Origin of the sequence: Streptomyces sp. A1136 (genome assembly GCF_004795055.1) — a bacterium.
Lineage (GTDB): Bacteria > Actinomycetota > Actinomycetes > Streptomycetales > Streptomycetaceae > Streptomyces.
Genome location: NZ_SSBJ01000001.1, coordinates 12844 through 27704, shown reverse-complemented (window position 1 = coordinate 27704; position 14861 = coordinate 12844). Strand labels below are relative to the sequence as shown.

Sequence of the window (14861 nt, the reverse complement as noted above, 5' to 3'; positions counted from 1 at the left end):
AAGTGTGCTTTGGCGCGGGTGGCCCGCGGGAATCTCCCCCGCACACGGGACACGGGGGTCCCGTACCCCGGGGGTCCGGGGGTTCAGAGAGGGGCGAGAAGATGGTTCTTGCCATAGTGCTCTTGGGTGTCGTCTTCGTCGGGATCGTCATCGCCGTGGCCGTCAAGGCCGCGGGGGGCGGGAGCGGCGGCGGCGGCAGTGACAGCAGCTGGTGGGCCGCGAGCGGCTCCGACGGTTCCTCGGGCGGGTGCTCCGGCGGCTCGTCCTGCGGGTCCTCGTCCTCCTGCGGTTCGTCGTGCGGTTCCTCCTGCGGTGGCGGCGGATGCGGATCCAGTTGAGGATCGGTACGGTCGACACCGCGTAAACGGGACGCCCAGCGGGGACAACTTCCCTTGGGCGTCTCCTTGTTAGCACCTCGTCAGTACCCGCGTCCGCCCTCGCGTTACGACGTACGGGCGGCATGTTGTTGAACACGTGAACCGGGTAGCCCCCGGGGGGATGTAAACCCCTTCAAGTTGGGTAAAAACGCTGTGAGTGCCGTGCCTTTCATGATTCCCTCGGTTGAGTAGACCAGTCCTCGGACCTCCCTGGACTTCCTGTGGACCCGTGCCGGAGTCCCCCCACCCGTTGACCAACCGCTGGCGGTCCCCGGCCCACCTCCCTCGCGCGTTTGCGGAGCCGACTCATGCTCACGACCCTCCAGACCACCTACACCGACACGCGTGCCGCCGATCTCGCCTGGGCCCTGGGACGGGACCGGCTGCCCGCCCTCGCCGTACTGAACCTCCAGCTCGCGGGCGCGAAGGTGGAGTTGCGCCTGCTCGGCGCCTCCCACCAGGTGTTCCTGGAGGAGGGCGAGGTGCTCTGTTCGGAGACGGTCGCCTGCATGCCCGGCAGCAGCACCCCGCTGCCGCTGGGCGTGGCCGAGCGGGTGGGCGACTGGGAGTACGAGTTCGCCGCGCGCGTCGAGACCCTCTCGCGCGGCTCGTTCGCCGGGCGCGCCCAGGAACTCCTCGCGCTGGTCGCGGATCACCCGAACGGGCTCGCCGGCACCTTCCCCGGCAGCCCGCACGCCTTCACCGCCCTGCTGGCGCAGCGCCACGAAGGACAGGTGCGGTGGCGGACCTGGCACGCGTACCCGCAGGAGGGCCAGTTGGTCGCCACGCGCACGCGGGTGGGCGTGCGGACGGGCGCGGGCGTGGGTACGCCGGAGTCGGTGGCCGTGGCGTCGCTGTGAGGCCGGTCCGGGCGGCCGTGGCGTCGACGTGAGGCCGGCCCGCGCCCCGCTCGCGGTTACGCCGATTGGCTGGATCGGTACACCATCGACACCCATGTGAGTGACGGGGTGCGAGTGGGTGGTGACGTACGGTTCGCTGCATGATCGACCGTTCCGTACCGCGCCGGGTGCTGCCGGCTCCGGGGCCGCGGGGCGTGGCGACCGTCCCGGCCGCCCTGCCCGTACGGCCCCGGACCGGCCGGCTGCTCGTGCTGGCCACCGTCTTCGTCTGCGCCGCCTGCGGTCTCGTCTACGAGCTGGAGCTGCTCGCGCTCGGCTCCTACCTCATCGGGGACTCCGTCACCCAGGCGTCGGTGGTGCTGTCCGTCATGGTCTTCGCCATGGGCGTCGGCTCCCTGCTCGCCAAACGCCTGCGCGCCCGACCCGCGTTCGGATTCGCCGCCGTCGAAGCGAGCCTCGCCCTGCTGGGCGGTCTGTCCGCCATGGCCCTGTACGCGAGTTTCGCGTGGCTGGGGGAGTCGCGGCCCGCGCTCGTCGCCTTCTCGTTCTCCATCGGCGTCCTCATCGGCGCCGAGATCCCACTGCTGATGGTGCTGATCCAGCGCATCCACCGGCAGGACGCGGGCGGCGCGGTCGCGGACCTGTTCGCCGCCGACTACGTGGGCGCCCTCGTCGGCGGCCTCGCCTTCCCCTTCCTGCTGCTGCCGGTCCTCGGCCAGCTCACGGGCGCGGTACTCACCGGCACCGTCAACGCCGCCGTCGGCGGCGGGCTCGTCCTGTGGCTGTTCCGCCACGACCTCAGCCGCCGCTGCCGCTGGCTGTTGATCGCCGCGAACGTGATGGTCCTCGTCGTGCTCGCCTCCGCGGCCCTGCTGGCCGACGACTTCGAGCGGATCGCGCGCAGCGCCGTCTACGGCGGGAACGTGCGGGTCGCCGTCCAGACCGACGTGCAGGAACTGGTGCTGACCGGACCGGCCACCGGGTCGCCGCGCTCGCTCGACCTGTACCTCGACGGGCGGCTGAGGGTCAGCGGCTACGACGAATACCGCTACCACGAGGCCCTGGTGCACCCCGCGATGGCCGGCCCGCACGAGCGGGTCCTGGTCCTCGGCGGTGGTGACGGGCTCGCCGCCCGCGAGGTGCTGCGCTACCGGGACGTCGCCTCGGTGACCGTCGTGGAACTCGACCCGGGGGTGGTCCGGCTCGCCCGTACCGATCCGATGCTCTCCGAGCTGAACGGCCAGGCGTACGAGGACCCGCGTCTGGGCGTCGTCACGCAGGACGCCTTCAACTGGCTGCGGGGCCCGGCCGCGCGGGACCGCTTCGACGTCATCGTCTCCGACCTGCCCGACCCGGGCATCACGCCCAGCACGAAGCTGTACTCGCAGGAGTTCTACGGTCTGGCCGCGCGCGCCCTGCGCCCCGGCGGCCGGATCGCGGTGCACGCGGGGCCCCTGGCCACCCGGCCGCGGGCGTACTGGACGGTGGAGGCCACCTTGCGGGCGGCCGGTCTGCGGACCGCCCCCTACAGCGCGGGCGGCCGTCTCTCCGGCTTCGCCGCCGGCCCCGACCGCGCCCAGGGCGGCAGCGGTGCCAGGCCGCAGGACTGGGGCTTCGTGCTCGCCGCCCGGGACGCCGTACCGCGGCTGCGGGTCGACCGCGACACGCCGGGGCTGCGCTCGGTGTCCACCCCGGACCTCCAGGACGCGGCCCGGGTGGCCGAACGCACCCGGGTGACCGGCCTGCCGCCCTCGACGCTCCCGCACCCGAGGTACACGTAGGCCCCGGGTCGGCGCAGCACCGGGTACAGGAACCGGTCTCGTCGGTAGGCTCGTCCGCATGGAGCATCAGGTGTTCGTCCCGGTACCGGCAGAAGACCTCCGCGCCGTGCTGCGCGACCCCGCCCGGGTGGCCCGTTGCGTACCCGGGCTCCAACAGGACGCCGACACCGCGTCCGGGCCCCTCGCGGGCCGGATCAAGGTGCGGGTGGGCGGGCACACCGTGACCTATCGGGGGGCGCTGGCCGTCACCGAGCGGGACCCGGGGCACTTCGCCGTCGAGGGCGAGGCGGCCGAGGTACGGGGCAGCGGGAGCGTCAAGCTCTCGCTGGCGCTGCGGCTCACCCCGCAGGGGGAGGGGACCCGGCTGGAGATCTCCGGGGAGGGCTCCGCCGACGGGCGCTCGGCGGGCTTCGCGCCGGAGGACACCGCCGCGGCCGTGCAGCGGCTGCTGGACCGCACCGCCGCGAACCTCGGGGCGGCGGCGGAGCCCGAGCCGGCCGTCGAGTCGGTGGCCGATCCCGTGGCGGACGCCGAGGAGGCGGAGTTCGACGACGCGGGCGACGGCGACGGGGCCGACGACTTCGGGGGCGGTGTGGAGGACGGCGTCACCGAGGTCACCGAGTCGGTGTTCGACGCCGAGGTCCCGCCGCCGGCCCTCGACCCGTCCCCCGCCCCCTTCGCCGAAGGCGGCTTCGAGGGTCTCGGTGAGCCCGGCGCGCTCGACGGACCCGCTCGGCCCCCCGCCGAAGCCGCCCACGCCCGCCGCACGATGATCGGCCGCAGTGCCGAGGAGGTCGACCACGCGCCCCCGCGCGGCCGCTACGCCCCCGTCCCGGCCCCCTCCTCCGGTGCCGCCGGAGTCGGCCTGCGCTGGATCGCCCCGGCCGCGGCCCTGGCCGTCGCGTCGGCCGTCGTGGTGGGCCGCGTCCTGCGCCGCCGGCGCTAGGCCGTGTCTTTCGGATCATGCCGGGCCCGCGGCGGGCTGATCCGGCCTGATCCGAAAGATACGGCCTCGGCGTACGGTCGAGGACGGACCCGTGCGGTCGAAAGGCCGTCCGGACGGCGCCGCTTGGGTGGGACGGCCTTGGCCGCGCGGACGGTCCCGGCCGTTTAGGGTCGGCCATATGAGTACGCGACTGAGCGCCGGCGGCGCCGAGCTGACGATCGACCAGGAGAACGGCTGCCGGATCAGCAGTCTGCGTGTCGACGGGACCGAGCTCCTGCGGCAGGGCCCCAAGTACGGGTCCTTCCCCATGGTCCCGTGGTGCGGGCGCACCGCGAACGGCCGGTTCCGCGACGGCGCGACCGTCCACCGGTTGCCGCTCAACCATCCCCCGCACGCCATCCACGGCTTCGGCCGCGAGGCCGCCTGGCGCCCGGCCCACAGCACCGACACCGAGGCCGTGTTCACGTACGACCTCGCCGACCCGTGGCCCTACCCCGGCCGGGTGACCCAGGTCTTCGCACTGGGCGAGGACGCGCTCACGCTCACGATGGGGGTGGAGACGTACGGGGACTCCTTCCCGGCCCAGGCGGGTTGGCACCCCTGGTTCAACCGGAGCCTGGTGGCCGGCGGCGCCGAGGCGCAGCTCGACTTCACCGCCGCCTGGCAGGAGGAGCGCGGCCCCGACCACATCCCCAGCGGCCACCGCGTCGACCCGAAGCCCGGACCGTGGGACGACTGCTTCGGCATGCCCGACGGGGTGGAGGTCACCCTCACCTGGCCCGGCGCGTTGGAACTGAAGATCACCAGCCGGGCGGAGTGGGTGGTCGTCTACGACGAGGAGCCGGAGGCGATCTGCGTCGAACCCCAGTCCGGCCCACCGAACGGTCTGAACACCGCGCCGCGGCTGGTCACCCCCGTGGACCCCTTGGAGATCTCCACCACCTGGACCTGGCGACGCCTGTCGTAGGTGCCGTCGTCAAGGCGGGACCCGGTGTCCCTTTAAGCTCGGAGCCATGAGTGACGTACGCGATGAGCTTCTGCAGCAGATCAAGGACAAGGCCGTCGTGCACGGCAAGGTGACCCTGTCCTCCGGGCGGGAGGCCGACTACTACATCGACCTCCGCCGGATCACCCTCGACGGCGAGGCCGCCCCGCTGGTCGGTCAGGTCATGCTCGACCTGACCGCCGACCTCGACTACGACTGCGTCGGCGGGCTGACCCTGGGCGCCGACCCGGTGGCGACCTCGATGCTGCACGCCTCCGCCGCGCGGGGCGGGCGCCTGGACGCCTTCGTCGTCCGCAAGGCGCAGAAGGCGCACGGCATGCAGCGCCGGATCGAGGGCACGGAGGTGCGGGGCAAGCGCTGCCTGGTGGTCGAGGACACGTCGACCACCGGTGGATCTCCCCTGACCGCCGTCGAGGCGGTCCGCGAGGCCGGCGGCGAGGTCGTGGCCGTGGCGACGATCGTGGACCGCGGCGCGGCCGACGCGATCGCGGAGGCGGGCCTGCCCTACCTCACCGGCTACCGGCTCTCGGACCTGGGTCTGTCCTAGCCCTCGTCGGGGGTCGGCGGAGGTCGGGCGTCCACGGGCCGAGACGCCCGCCGGAACCCGTCCTTCCGGGGGTGCGGTCGTTGACCTGGTGTTTTCCCTGCCTCCCCCGGCCCGGCCGGATGTTTCACGTGAAACGTCCACCGGGCCCGGGTCGAGGCTGGTGCCGAATCTGGAAAGATAGGCGCGACGGCAACGTCGCCCCCAGGTCAGGGCCAGCAATCGCACACTCCCCGCACATCCAAGGAGCGGACAGATGCCCATCGCAACCCCCGAGGTCTACAACGAGATGCTGGACCGGGCGAAGGCAGGCAAGTTCGCCTACCCCGCCATCAACGTGACCTCGTCCCAGACCCTGCACGCTGCGCTTCGCGGCTTCGCGGAGGCCGAGAGCGACGGCATCATCCAGATCTCCACCGGCGGTGCGGAGTTCCTGGGTGGCCAGTACAACAAGGACATGGTCACCGGTGCCGTCGCCCTGGCGGAGTTCGCCCACGTCGTCGCCGCGAAGTACGACATCACGGTCGCGCTGCACACGGACCACTGCCCGAAGGACAAGCTGGACGGCTACGTACGTCCGCTCCTGGACATCTCGGCCGAGCGCGTCGCCCGCGGCCTGAACCCGCTCTTCCAGTCGCACATGTGGGACGGCTCCGCCGAGACCCTGGCCGACAACCTGGCCATCGGCCAGGAGCTGCTCGCCAAGGCCGCCGCCGCCAAGATCATCCTTGAGGTCGAGATCACCCCGACCGGTGGCGAGGAGGATGGCGTCAGCCACGAGATCAACGACGAGCTCTACACCACCGTCGAGGACGCGATCCGCACCGCCGAGGCCCTGGGTCTCGGGGAGAAGGGCCGCTACCTGCTGGCCGCCTCCTTCGGCAACGTGCACGGCGTCTACAAGCCGGGCAACGTCGTCCTGCGCCCCGAGCTCCTGAAGGACCTCCAGGCCGGTGTGGGTGAGAAGTACGGCAAGGCCTCCCCGTTCGACTTCGTCTTCCACGGCGGTTCGGGCTCCACGGCCGAGGAGATCGCCACCGCGCTGGAGAACGGCGTGGTCAAGATGAACCTCGACACCGACACCCAGTACGCCTTCACCCGCCCGGTCGTGGACCACATGTTCCGCAACTACGACGGCGTCCTGAAGGTCGACGGCGAGGTCGGCACGAAGTCCAAGTACGACCCCCGTACCTGGGGCAAGGCCGCCGAGGCCGGCATGGCCGCGCGGGTCACCGAGGCCTGCGCGAACCTGCGCTCCACCGGCACCAAGCTGAAGTAGTCCTCCGTCACGGCGGTGTCCGTGACAGGGCCCACGACAGGGGCCCGACCGTCCCCAAGGGCGGTCGGGCCCCTGTCGCATGTCCGTTTCCGGGCGAGATGGCCGGAGGTGACATACGGCGGTGGACTGCGGCAGCGCGATGGTGTGGAATCACCTGACAAGAACGTACTCCCGGGGATGTAAATCCGGGGGTCAGGAGAGGCCCACCCATGAGAACAGAGCGCCCGCCGGTGAAGCAGGACCGGGCGGTACGCACCCGGCAGGCCATATTGGAGGCGGCCGCGACGGTGTTCGAGGCGTACGGGTACGACACCGCCAAGCTCTCCGACATCGTCAACATCGCCAAGGTCACCAAGGGTGCCCTGTACTTCCACTTCGGCTCGAAGGAAGCCCTCGCGCAGGCCGTCATCGACGCCCAGAACCAGGAGCGGCCCCAGGCCCTCCCGCAGGAGTACAAGGCGCAGGAATTCCTGGACATGGGCATGGTCTTCTGCCACCAGTTGCGGCACGACGTGCTCATGCGGGCCAGTGCCCGGCTCACCCTGGACCGCGCCGGCCCCACCCTCGACAAGGCGGCCCCCTACCAGGCCTGGATCGCCCTGCACACCGAGGTGCTGGCGGAGGCGAAGCGGCGCGGGGAGTTGCTGCCGGGTGTCGATCCGGCGGTCCCCTCGCAACTGATCGTCGGCGCGTACGCCGGTCTCAACACCATGTCCCAGACGCTCGGCCTGGACATGGACCGCCAGGTCTCGGAGCTGTACTCGCACGTCATGCCGAGCGTCGTCGTGCCGGCCGTCGCGATCCGGTTGGACACCGCGCCGGGGCGGGGCGCGCGGGCGCTCTTCGGCGGACGGGGCGCGCACGAGTGCCGGGAGGGCTGCGCGACGGGCGTGGCGTCGCACGAGGCCGACGCCGGGCGCGAGTTCCCGGGCGACGGCGGGGTGGCGACCGGACCGGGTGTCAGCCTGCGGGAGGCGCTGGGCGCCTGACGAACCCTCCTGTCGCACGGGCCACTTCCGCGCCCTTTCTCCCCTTCCAAAAAAGATGCTTCCGGGTATTATTTTTTGGGGGCGAAGCCTCCTGTGGTCAGGGGGAGAAGAACTGTGGACATCCAACTGCTCGGAGAGCCGCGCGTCACCGAGAACGGCGTGCCGATCACGGCGCACACCCCCGAGGCCAGACACGTACTGGCGGCGCTCGCGGCCTCCCCCGACCGCGTCGTTCCGGAGACCGTCCTCGCGGACGAACTCGCGCACCGTGCCTCCTCTTCCTATCACCACGCCGTCCTGCACACCGCAGTACGCCACCTGCGTGAACGGTTGGCGGAGGTCTTGGCGGCCGGTTCGGTACGAACTCCCGAGACCGTGCTGTCCGAGAGGCCCGGCGGGTATGTTCTCGACACCGGCGGCGGCCGGTCGGACGTCCGGGAGTTCGAGCGCGAGGCGGGCGCCGGATACCGCGCCATGAGCCGCGGCGACTTCGAGCAGGCCGCCCGCAGGCTGCGCCGCGCCCTCGCCCTGTGGACCGGCCCCGCCCTCGACGGCATCGAGGTCGGCCCCTGGCTCGGCGCCCGCGTCACGGTGCTCGACGCCGACCGGCGCTCGGTGCTGGAGCAGTGGGTCGAGGCCGAACTGGCGTTGGGACGGGGTCGTGAGCTGGGGTGGGAACTGGCCGGTCTGCGCGGCGCAGGAGGCGGGGAGCGGGCCGGCGGGGCCTTCCTGGAAGGCGTGCGCCGCGCGGAGGAACGCGTCGAGGCCGTTTTCTCCGCCCGTCCACTCCCCGGTCCGCCCGTGGCGTGTGGCGCTTGACCCTCCGCCGCGCGGAACCTAGGTTCACGATCCGGGCGGAAAACAGCAGGTCGGACGGGGGAAGCGCCGCATGGGGGAGATCGGGACGCGGGACGGGGACGCCGCCGACGGCGTGCTCGCCGTACTGGAACTGCTCGCCAAGGAGGCACCGCAGAGCGCCTACGACACCCTGCTGGACGAGGCTCACGGCGCGGGAACGGACCCCGACCGGCTCGCCGGGCTCACCCGCGCGGTGGCGCTGGCCCGCTCCGTTCGGGCGAGCGCGAGTCGCCGCAAGCAGCGCGAGGCCGCGCTGACCGCACTCGTCGACACCGCGCACGACCTGACCTCCCCCTACGACATCGACGGCCTGCTGCGCCTGATCACCCGCCGGGCCCGACGCCTCCTCGGCTTCGACATGGCGTGGCTGTCCCTGAGCCGCCCGGACGGGTCCGCGTACGTACGCACCTCCGAGGGCGAGACCACCGCCCTCAACATCGGGCTCGAACTGCGCACCGGCAGCGGCCTCGGCAGCATCGCGCAGCAACGCCGCTCCCCCGTCTGGAGCGCCGACTACCTGAACGACGACACCATCGTGCACGCGCCCGGCATCGACGCCGTCGTCCGGGCCGAGAGCCTGCACGCGATCATCGCCGTGCCGCTGCGGCGCGGGGACTCCACCCTCGGCGCGCTCTACGGGGCCGACCGCCGCGTGCGCCGGTTCACCCCCGACGAGATCGGGTTGCTGCTCTCCCTCGCCGACCTGGCCGCCGTGGCGCTGGAGAAGGCGCGGCTGCTGGAACAGACCCGCGACGAGGTAACCGAGTTGGCGGCCTTCGGCACGCGGACCAACACCGCCCTCACCCGCGTCCGTTACCTGTGGGAGTGTCACGCACGGCTGGCCGGGCTGGTCCTGGACGGAGCCGGGCTGGCGACCTTGGCACACGCCACCGCGGACGCGTTGGACGGTGTGCTCCAGGTCCGCGACCCCGGCGGGCGGGTGCTGACCGTCACCGGTGAACTGCCCGAGCTGGATGAGGAGTCGGTGACCAAGGCGGCGCTCCAGGCGCTGACCGGGCGACGCCCCGTCCGACTGTCCGGAGAGGTGTGGCTGGCGCCGGTGCTGGCCGGGGCCGAGGACCTCGGGGTGCTGCTGCTGAGCGCGTCCGCGCCACTCGCGGAGGAGGACGTACGGCTGCTCGGGCTGGCGGCGCAGTCGGTGGCCTCGCTGATGCTGATCCAGCGGGGTACGGCGGCGGCGGAAGGGCCCGTGCACGACGAACTGCTGGCCGATCTGCTGGAGCGGCCGCACTCGTTCGACCTGCGCCTGTCGGAGCGGACCCGGCGACTCGGCATCGACCTCGACCGCCCGCACGTGGTGGTCGTGGCCCGGCCGGAGGGCGGGGAGCTGGGCCGGGCGGTGGCGTGGGCGTCCTCGTACGCCTACCGGATGGGCGGTCTCAAGGGCGTGCGTCGCGGCTGCATCGTGCTGCTCCTGCCGGGTACGGACGCCTCCGCCGCCGCGCACCGGGTCTCCGGGGAGCTGTCACCGCTGCTGGGCCATGCCGTGTCGACGGGCGCCGCCGGGCCGGCCGGGGGACCGGGCGAGGTGGCCCGCGTCTACGCGGAGGCGGTGCGCTGCCTGGACGCGCTGACCGCGCTCGACGGGGCCGGGGGTACGGCCTCGCTGCGCGAACTGGGCTTCGTGGGATTGCTGTTGTCCGCGGATCACGATGTGGAGGCCTACATCGCGTCCACGATCGGCCCGGTGTTGGAGTACGACGCGGACCGCCTGACGGACCTGACGCGGACGCTGGACGCGTACTTCGCCTCGGGCGGCAGCCCCACCCATGCGGCGGAGGCGCTGCACGTCCACCCGAACACGGTGTCGCGGCGGCTGGAGCGGATCACGGAACTGCTGGGCGAAGGCTGGCAGAAGCCGGGCCAGGCCCTGGAGATCCAGATGGCCCTCCGGCTGCGCAAGACCCGCGCGGTCCTCCACGCCCGCCGCTCGACGCAGCCCCACGCCCCGACCACACCATGAGCCTCCGCGGACGGCCACCCCGCCTGGAGGTCCCGTCGCGGGAACGCCCCGCGACCCGGGCCCCCGGGGCAACGGCGTCCCCCGGACCGGAATCCGGCGTGCCGCCGGGCCGTCCCGGGTGGCGGGTCAGCAGCGGGCCAGGGCCGGGCAGGGACGCCGCAGCGGGGTGGTCGCGGCGGGCCGCGGTGGCACCGGCGGCAGGCCCCCGGCCAGCCACAGCCCCGCGTGCGCCACCGACGCCAGCGTCACGTGCCGGTGCCACCCCGACAGGGACCGCCCCGCGAAGTCCCGCAGCCCCACCCGGTCCATGCTCGCCCCGGCCGCCCGGGACACCTTCCCGGCTTCCTTCGTCAGCCGCACCAGCGCCCCCGGCGCCACCCGCGTCATGTCCGTGACCCACATGGCCCCCGGCAGCCGCCGCGCGTCGGACCACTCCCCGAACAGCAGCATCTCCCGCCCCGCGAGCAACACCCGTACCGCCGCCACGAGCGAGCTGCGCCGGGCCCCGGGCCGGTCCGGGTCCGCCCAATCCACCGGCATCCGCATCCCGCGCACGTTCTGCAGGATGTCCCGCGCCGCCATCGGCAACGCGCCGTAACTCGGCAGCCGCTGGTCCACCACCCCCAGCCGCGCACCCGGTCCGATCCGCGCCACCACCGGCACCCCGGCCGCCGCGAACCGGTGCGGCGCGGCCCCGGTCGCGATGTCGGGGACGTCGAGGACGACGGGCCGTACGCCCGCCTCGGACCGCCGGGCCAGCTCCGGCACCCCCGCGACCGCGCACGCCTCGTAGGAGTCCGCCGACTCCACCGGCCCCCCGCCGCCGAGGAACAGCCGCCACGACACCGGGGTCGCCCCACCGGCCGAGGTGAACCACGTGGCGAAGGCCTGCTGCCCCCGGAACATCTGCCCCCGGTACGGGTCGAAGCGGTTGCCGACACCCACCGAGTGCTCACCGCCGCGCGGGATCGCCATCGGCCGCACCACCCACGCGCCGAGCGGCGCCGACCGGGCGAGGTAGTGCGCCAGCGCGGTACGGATCGGCTCCCAGTCCCAGGTCGAACCGGCGATGAAGTGGTGCAGCGCCTGCTCCTCGGCCGCGCGGCCGGAGCCCGTCTGCAGCGCCATGTTGCGGATCGACTTGCGCCCCTCGGCGGCGAGCAGCCCCCGTACGTACTGGCGCCCCCGGTCACGCTGGTCCCGGCGTCGCAACGGCGCGAACACCGCGGCGCACAACTCCTCGACGACCTCGTCCATGTGCTCGGGCCCGCCGGTCCCCACGCCGGTGCCGGTGTTCACGCGCTACCCCCTCGGTCGACTACCCCCCTACCGTCCGCCCCCGCACCTCCCCGCGGGGAGGTGCGCCGGGCACACCCCTGCCGCCCCCGGTGGTGGGGCGCCCACCACCGGGCGGCGCGGAGCGGGCCCGATACCCCAGACTGGGCGCATGTCGATTCACCAGAACCTGCTCGGGGGTCCCGCCCCCACCCACCTGCCCGACGACCCCGCCCCGCGCGAGGCCCTCGCCGCCGGCACCCCGGCCGCCGAGGTGGCCGCCGCCCACCCGACGTCCTCGCTGGCCTGGGCCACCCTCGCCGACGAGGCCTACGCGGCCGGCCGCACCGTCGAGTCGTACGCGTACGCCCGTACGGGCTACCACCGCGGTCTGGACTCCCTGCGCCGCGCCGGCTGGAAGGGCCACGGCCCGGTGCCGTGGGAGCACGAGCCGAACCGAGGCTTCCTGCGCGCCCTGCACGCCCTGGCGCGCGCCGCGGGCGCCATCGGCGAGAAGGACGAGTACGAGCGCTGCTCGACCTTCCTGCGCGACTCCTCGGAGACGGCGGCGGACACGCTCGCGTAACGCCCTGGCCTGCCGGCCTAGAGGGGCCCCGGAAGTCCTGTTTATGATGCGAGCAGGGGACCGGGGCTCCACTTACCTCACCGGAAGGAGCGGACCGCTACCCGGAAGCACGTGTCGAGGAGACAGAGATGTCGCACGCCCTTGATGCCTCCGGAGCCGGTTCGGACACCCCGAACCTCGACTTCGCCGGCACCACCCCTTACGAGGACTACGTCCAGGCGGACGTCCTCACCCACCTCCAGCACCTCCGCTCGGACGACCCCGGCGAGATGGTCTTCCTGGTGACGACCCAGGTCATGGAGCTGTGGTTCACGGTGATCGTCCACGAGTGGGAGACGGCCGCGAAGGCCCTCCGCGAGGACCGGGTCCCGGTCGCGATGGACGCGCTGAAACGTTCCCTCCGTGAGCTGGAGGCCCTCAACGCCTCCTGGCGCCCGCTGGCGCAGCTGACCCCCGCGCAGTTCAACTCGTACCGCTCCGCGCTCGGCGAGGGCTCCGGCTTCCAGTCGGCGATGTACCGCCGCATGGAATTCATGCTCGGCGACAAGTCCGCCTCGATGCTGGTGCCGCACCGGGGCGCCCCGCGCGTCCACGCGGAGTTGGAGAAGGCCCTCCACGAGCCCAGCCTCTACGACGAGGTGCTGCGGCTCCTCGCGCGGCGCGGCCTGCCCGTTCCCGCGTCCGTCCTGGACCGGGACCTGTCGCAGCGCTACGAGCCGTCCCCGCAGGTCGAGGCCGTCTGGACGGAGCTGTACGCCGACCCCGACGGGCAGCCCGACCTGCACCGGCTCGGCGAGGTGCTGACGGACGTGGCCGAGCTGGTGTGGCGCTGGCGCAACGACCACCTGGTCGCCACCCGCCGCGCGATGGGCGCGAAGACGGGCACGGGCGGTTCCGCGGGCGTGACGTGGCTGGAGAAGCGCGCCCAGAAGAACGTCTTCCCCGAGCTGTGGACGGCGCGCAGCCATGTCTGAGCCGACGACGACCGCGCCCCTACCGACCGCGATCGGGCCGGGCGCGGGGGAGCTCGCCTCCCGCGCGGCGGCCCTGGACGCCGCGGACGAGCTGGCCGGGCTCCGTGAGCGCTTCACCCTGCCGGCCGGCGTCGTCTACCTCGACGGCAACTCCCTGGGTGCCCTCCCCGCCGGTGTCGCGGCCACCACCGCCGATGTGGTGAGCCGCCAGTGGGGCGAACTCCTCATCCGCTCGTGGGACGAGTCCGGTTGGTGGACCGCCCCGCAGCGCATCGGGGACAAGATCGCCCCGCTGGTCGGGGCGGCGCCCGGCCAGGTGACCGTCGGCGACTCCACCAGCGTCAACCTGTTCAAGGCGCTGGTCGGCGCGGCCCGCCTGGCCGACCCCTCCCGCACCCGGCTGCTGGTCGACGCCTCCACCTTCCCGACCGACGGCTACATCGCGGCGTCGGCCGCCCGGATGACCGGCCTCACGGTCGTCCCGGTCGACCCCTCGCAGGCCGCGGCGGCGATGGGCCCGGACACCGCCGTCGTCCTGCTCAACCACGTCGACTACCGCACCGGGCGACTGCACGACCTGCCGGCCCTCACCGCCGCGGCCCGCGGCGCCGGCGCCGTCACGGTCTGGGACCTGTGCCACTCCGCCGGGGCGCTGCCCGTGGGTCTGGACGAGAACGCGGTCGACCTCGCGGTGGGCTGCACCTACAAGTACCTCAACGGCGGACCCGGTTCGCCGGCGTACCTGTACATCGCCGAACGCCACCAGGCCGCCTTCGACTCCCCGCTCCCCGGTTGGAACGGGCACGCGGACCCGTTCGCGATGACCGCCGAGTACGTCCCCGCGGAGGGCGCGGCGCGCGGCCGGGTGGGAACGCCGGACATCCTGTCGATGCTGGCGCTGGAGTCGGCGCTCGACGCCTGGGACGGGGTCCCGATCGAGGCGGTGCGGGCCAAGTCCCTCGCGTTGACGGACTTCTTCCTGGAGTGCGTGGCCGCGTACGTCCCGGCGGGCACCGTGGAACCGGTGACTCCCGACGACCACGGCCGCCGCGGCAGCCAGGTCTCGTTGCGCACGGAGAACGCCCGCGCGGTCATGACCGAACTCATCGCGCGGGGCGTGATCGGGGACTTCCGGGCACCCGACGTCCTGCGTTTCGGTTTCACCCCGCTCTACGTCTCGTTCGCCGACGTGGAGCGCGCGGCGCGGACGCTGGGTCACATCTTCGGGTGATCTAGCGGAGAAACGTCACATCGCGGGGCACGACACAGCGCGGGCGGAGCTTCGGCTCCGCCCGCGTCCTCATCGCCTCGGCCCGCTACGTATCGGCGTGTTCAGGCCTGATACGGTCCCGCTCTGCCGGAACACCGGAACACGTGTCCCCGACGTAACACCTGCTGCACC

At 73.1% G+C, this 14861-nt stretch carries 14 protein-coding genes; 13 read left to right on the top strand and 1 reads right to left on the bottom strand.

Annotation, left to right across the window (positions count from 1 at the left end):
• The first annotated feature begins 211 nt into the window (after positions 1 to 211).
• From E6R62_RS40205 to E6R62_RS00085, 10 genes are all read left to right on the top strand, one after another.
• Complete coding sequence (locus E6R62_RS40205) at positions 212 to 364, top strand: hypothetical protein (protein ID WP_206308611.1); 153 nt, start codon at positions 212 to 214, stop codon at positions 362 to 364.
• Positions 365 to 685: 321 nt separating this feature from the next.
• Positions 686 to 1237, top strand: coding sequence for a DUF2617 family protein (locus E6R62_RS00125; RefSeq protein WP_136210053.1), 552 nt, complete (start codon positions 686 to 688; stop codon positions 1235 to 1237).
• Positions 1238 to 1377: 140 nt separating this feature from the next.
• Complete coding sequence (locus tag E6R62_RS00120; protein WP_136210051.1) at positions 1378 to 3018, top strand: polyamine aminopropyltransferase; 1641 nt, start codon at positions 1378 to 1380, stop codon at positions 3016 to 3018.
• Positions 3019 to 3076: 58 nt separating this feature from the next.
• Positions 3077 to 3964: an SRPBCC family protein gene (locus E6R62_RS00115; RefSeq protein WP_136210049.1), complete on the top strand. Its 888-nt coding sequence runs from the start codon at positions 3077 to 3079 to the stop codon at positions 3962 to 3964.
• A 178-nt stretch (positions 3965 to 4142) separates the two neighbouring features.
• Positions 4143 to 4931, top strand: a complete 789-nt coding sequence (locus E6R62_RS00110) for an aldose 1-epimerase (protein WP_136210047.1) — start codon at positions 4143 to 4145, stop codon at positions 4929 to 4931.
• Between the two features lie 46 nt (positions 4932 to 4977).
• Complete coding sequence (pyrE, locus tag E6R62_RS00105) at positions 4978 to 5517, top strand: orotate phosphoribosyltransferase (RefSeq protein ID WP_136210045.1); 540 nt, start codon at positions 4978 to 4980, stop codon at positions 5515 to 5517.
• A gap of 253 nt (positions 5518 to 5770) precedes the next feature.
• Complete coding sequence (gene fbaA, locus E6R62_RS00100) at positions 5771 to 6793, top strand: class II fructose-bisphosphate aldolase (RefSeq protein WP_136210043.1); 1023 nt, start codon at positions 5771 to 5773, stop codon at positions 6791 to 6793.
• A 209-nt stretch (positions 6794 to 7002) separates the two neighbouring features.
• On the top strand, positions 7003 to 7782 hold the full coding sequence (locus E6R62_RS00095; RefSeq protein ID WP_136210041.1) for a ScbR family autoregulator-binding transcription factor: 780 nt from the start codon (positions 7003 to 7005) through the stop codon (positions 7780 to 7782).
• Between the two features lie 114 nt (positions 7783 to 7896).
• Positions 7897 to 8601: a BTAD domain-containing putative transcriptional regulator gene (locus tag E6R62_RS00090; protein WP_136210039.1), complete on the top strand. Its 705-nt coding sequence runs from the start codon at positions 7897 to 7899 to the stop codon at positions 8599 to 8601.
• A gap of 70 nt (positions 8602 to 8671) precedes the next feature.
• Positions 8672 to 10624, top strand: a complete 1953-nt coding sequence (locus E6R62_RS00085; protein WP_136210037.1) for a helix-turn-helix domain-containing protein — start codon at positions 8672 to 8674, stop codon at positions 10622 to 10624.
• A 126-nt stretch (positions 10625 to 10750) separates the two neighbouring features.
• Here the strand turns inward: E6R62_RS00085 and E6R62_RS00080 are convergent, their stop codons facing one another.
• Complete coding sequence (locus tag E6R62_RS00080; RefSeq protein ID WP_240801396.1) at positions 10751 to 11923, bottom strand: transposase; 1173 nt, start codon at positions 11921 to 11923, stop codon at positions 10751 to 10753.
• A gap of 148 nt (positions 11924 to 12071) precedes the next feature.
• Between E6R62_RS00080 and E6R62_RS00075 the strand changes: the two genes are divergently transcribed.
• The 3 genes from E6R62_RS00075 (at position 12072) to kynU (ending at position 14690) form a co-directional block, all read left to right on the top strand.
• Positions 12072 to 12485, top strand: coding sequence for a DUF3151 domain-containing protein (locus E6R62_RS00075; RefSeq protein WP_136210035.1), 414 nt, complete (start codon positions 12072 to 12074; stop codon positions 12483 to 12485).
• 128 nt (positions 12486 to 12613) lie between these two features.
• Complete coding sequence (locus E6R62_RS00070) at positions 12614 to 13459, top strand: tryptophan 2,3-dioxygenase (RefSeq protein WP_136210033.1); 846 nt, start codon at positions 12614 to 12616, stop codon at positions 13457 to 13459.
• Positions 13452 to 14690, top strand: coding sequence for a kynureninase (kynU, locus tag E6R62_RS00065; RefSeq protein ID WP_136210031.1), 1239 nt, complete (start codon positions 13452 to 13454; stop codon positions 14688 to 14690). The genes E6R62_RS00070 and kynU overlap by 8 nt, the downstream gene beginning before the upstream one ends.
• Positions 14691 to 14861: the final 171 nt, after the last annotated feature.

Bases quoted from the DNA above. Each gene is read 5' to 3' on its own strand.
- E6R62_RS00115 (WP_136210049.1), top strand. From the start codon at position 3,077: ATGGAGCATCAGGTGTTCGTCCCGGTACCGGCAGAAGACCTCCGCGCC.
- E6R62_RS00075 (WP_136210035.1), top strand. From the start codon at position 12,072: ATGTCGATTCACCAGAACCTGCTCGGGGGTCCCGCCCCCACCCACCTG.
- E6R62_RS00070 (WP_136210033.1), top strand. From the start codon at position 12,614: ATGTCGCACGCCCTTGATGCCTCCGGAGCCGGTTCGGACACCCCGAAC.
- kynU (WP_136210031.1), top strand. From the start codon at position 13,452: ATGTCTGAGCCGACGACGACCGCGCCCCTACCGACCGCGATCGGGCCG.
- fbaA (WP_136210043.1), top strand. From the start codon at position 5,771: ATGCCCATCGCAACCCCCGAGGTCTACAACGAGATGCTGGACCGGGCG.
- pyrE (WP_136210045.1), top strand. From the start codon at position 4,978: ATGAGTGACGTACGCGATGAGCTTCTGCAGCAGATCAAGGACAAGGCC.
- E6R62_RS00120 (WP_136210051.1), top strand. From the start codon at position 1,378: ATGATCGACCGTTCCGTACCGCGCCGGGTGCTGCCGGCTCCGGGGCCG.
- E6R62_RS00125 (WP_136210053.1), top strand. From the start codon at position 686: ATGCTCACGACCCTCCAGACCACCTACACCGACACGCGTGCCGCCGAT.
- E6R62_RS00085 (WP_136210037.1), top strand. From the start codon at position 8,672: ATGGGGGAGATCGGGACGCGGGACGGGGACGCCGCCGACGGCGTGCTC.
- E6R62_RS00110 (WP_136210047.1), top strand. From the start codon at position 4,143: ATGAGTACGCGACTGAGCGCCGGCGGCGCCGAGCTGACGATCGACCAG.
- E6R62_RS00095 (WP_136210041.1), top strand. From the start codon at position 7,003: ATGAGAACAGAGCGCCCGCCGGTGAAGCAGGACCGGGCGGTACGCACC.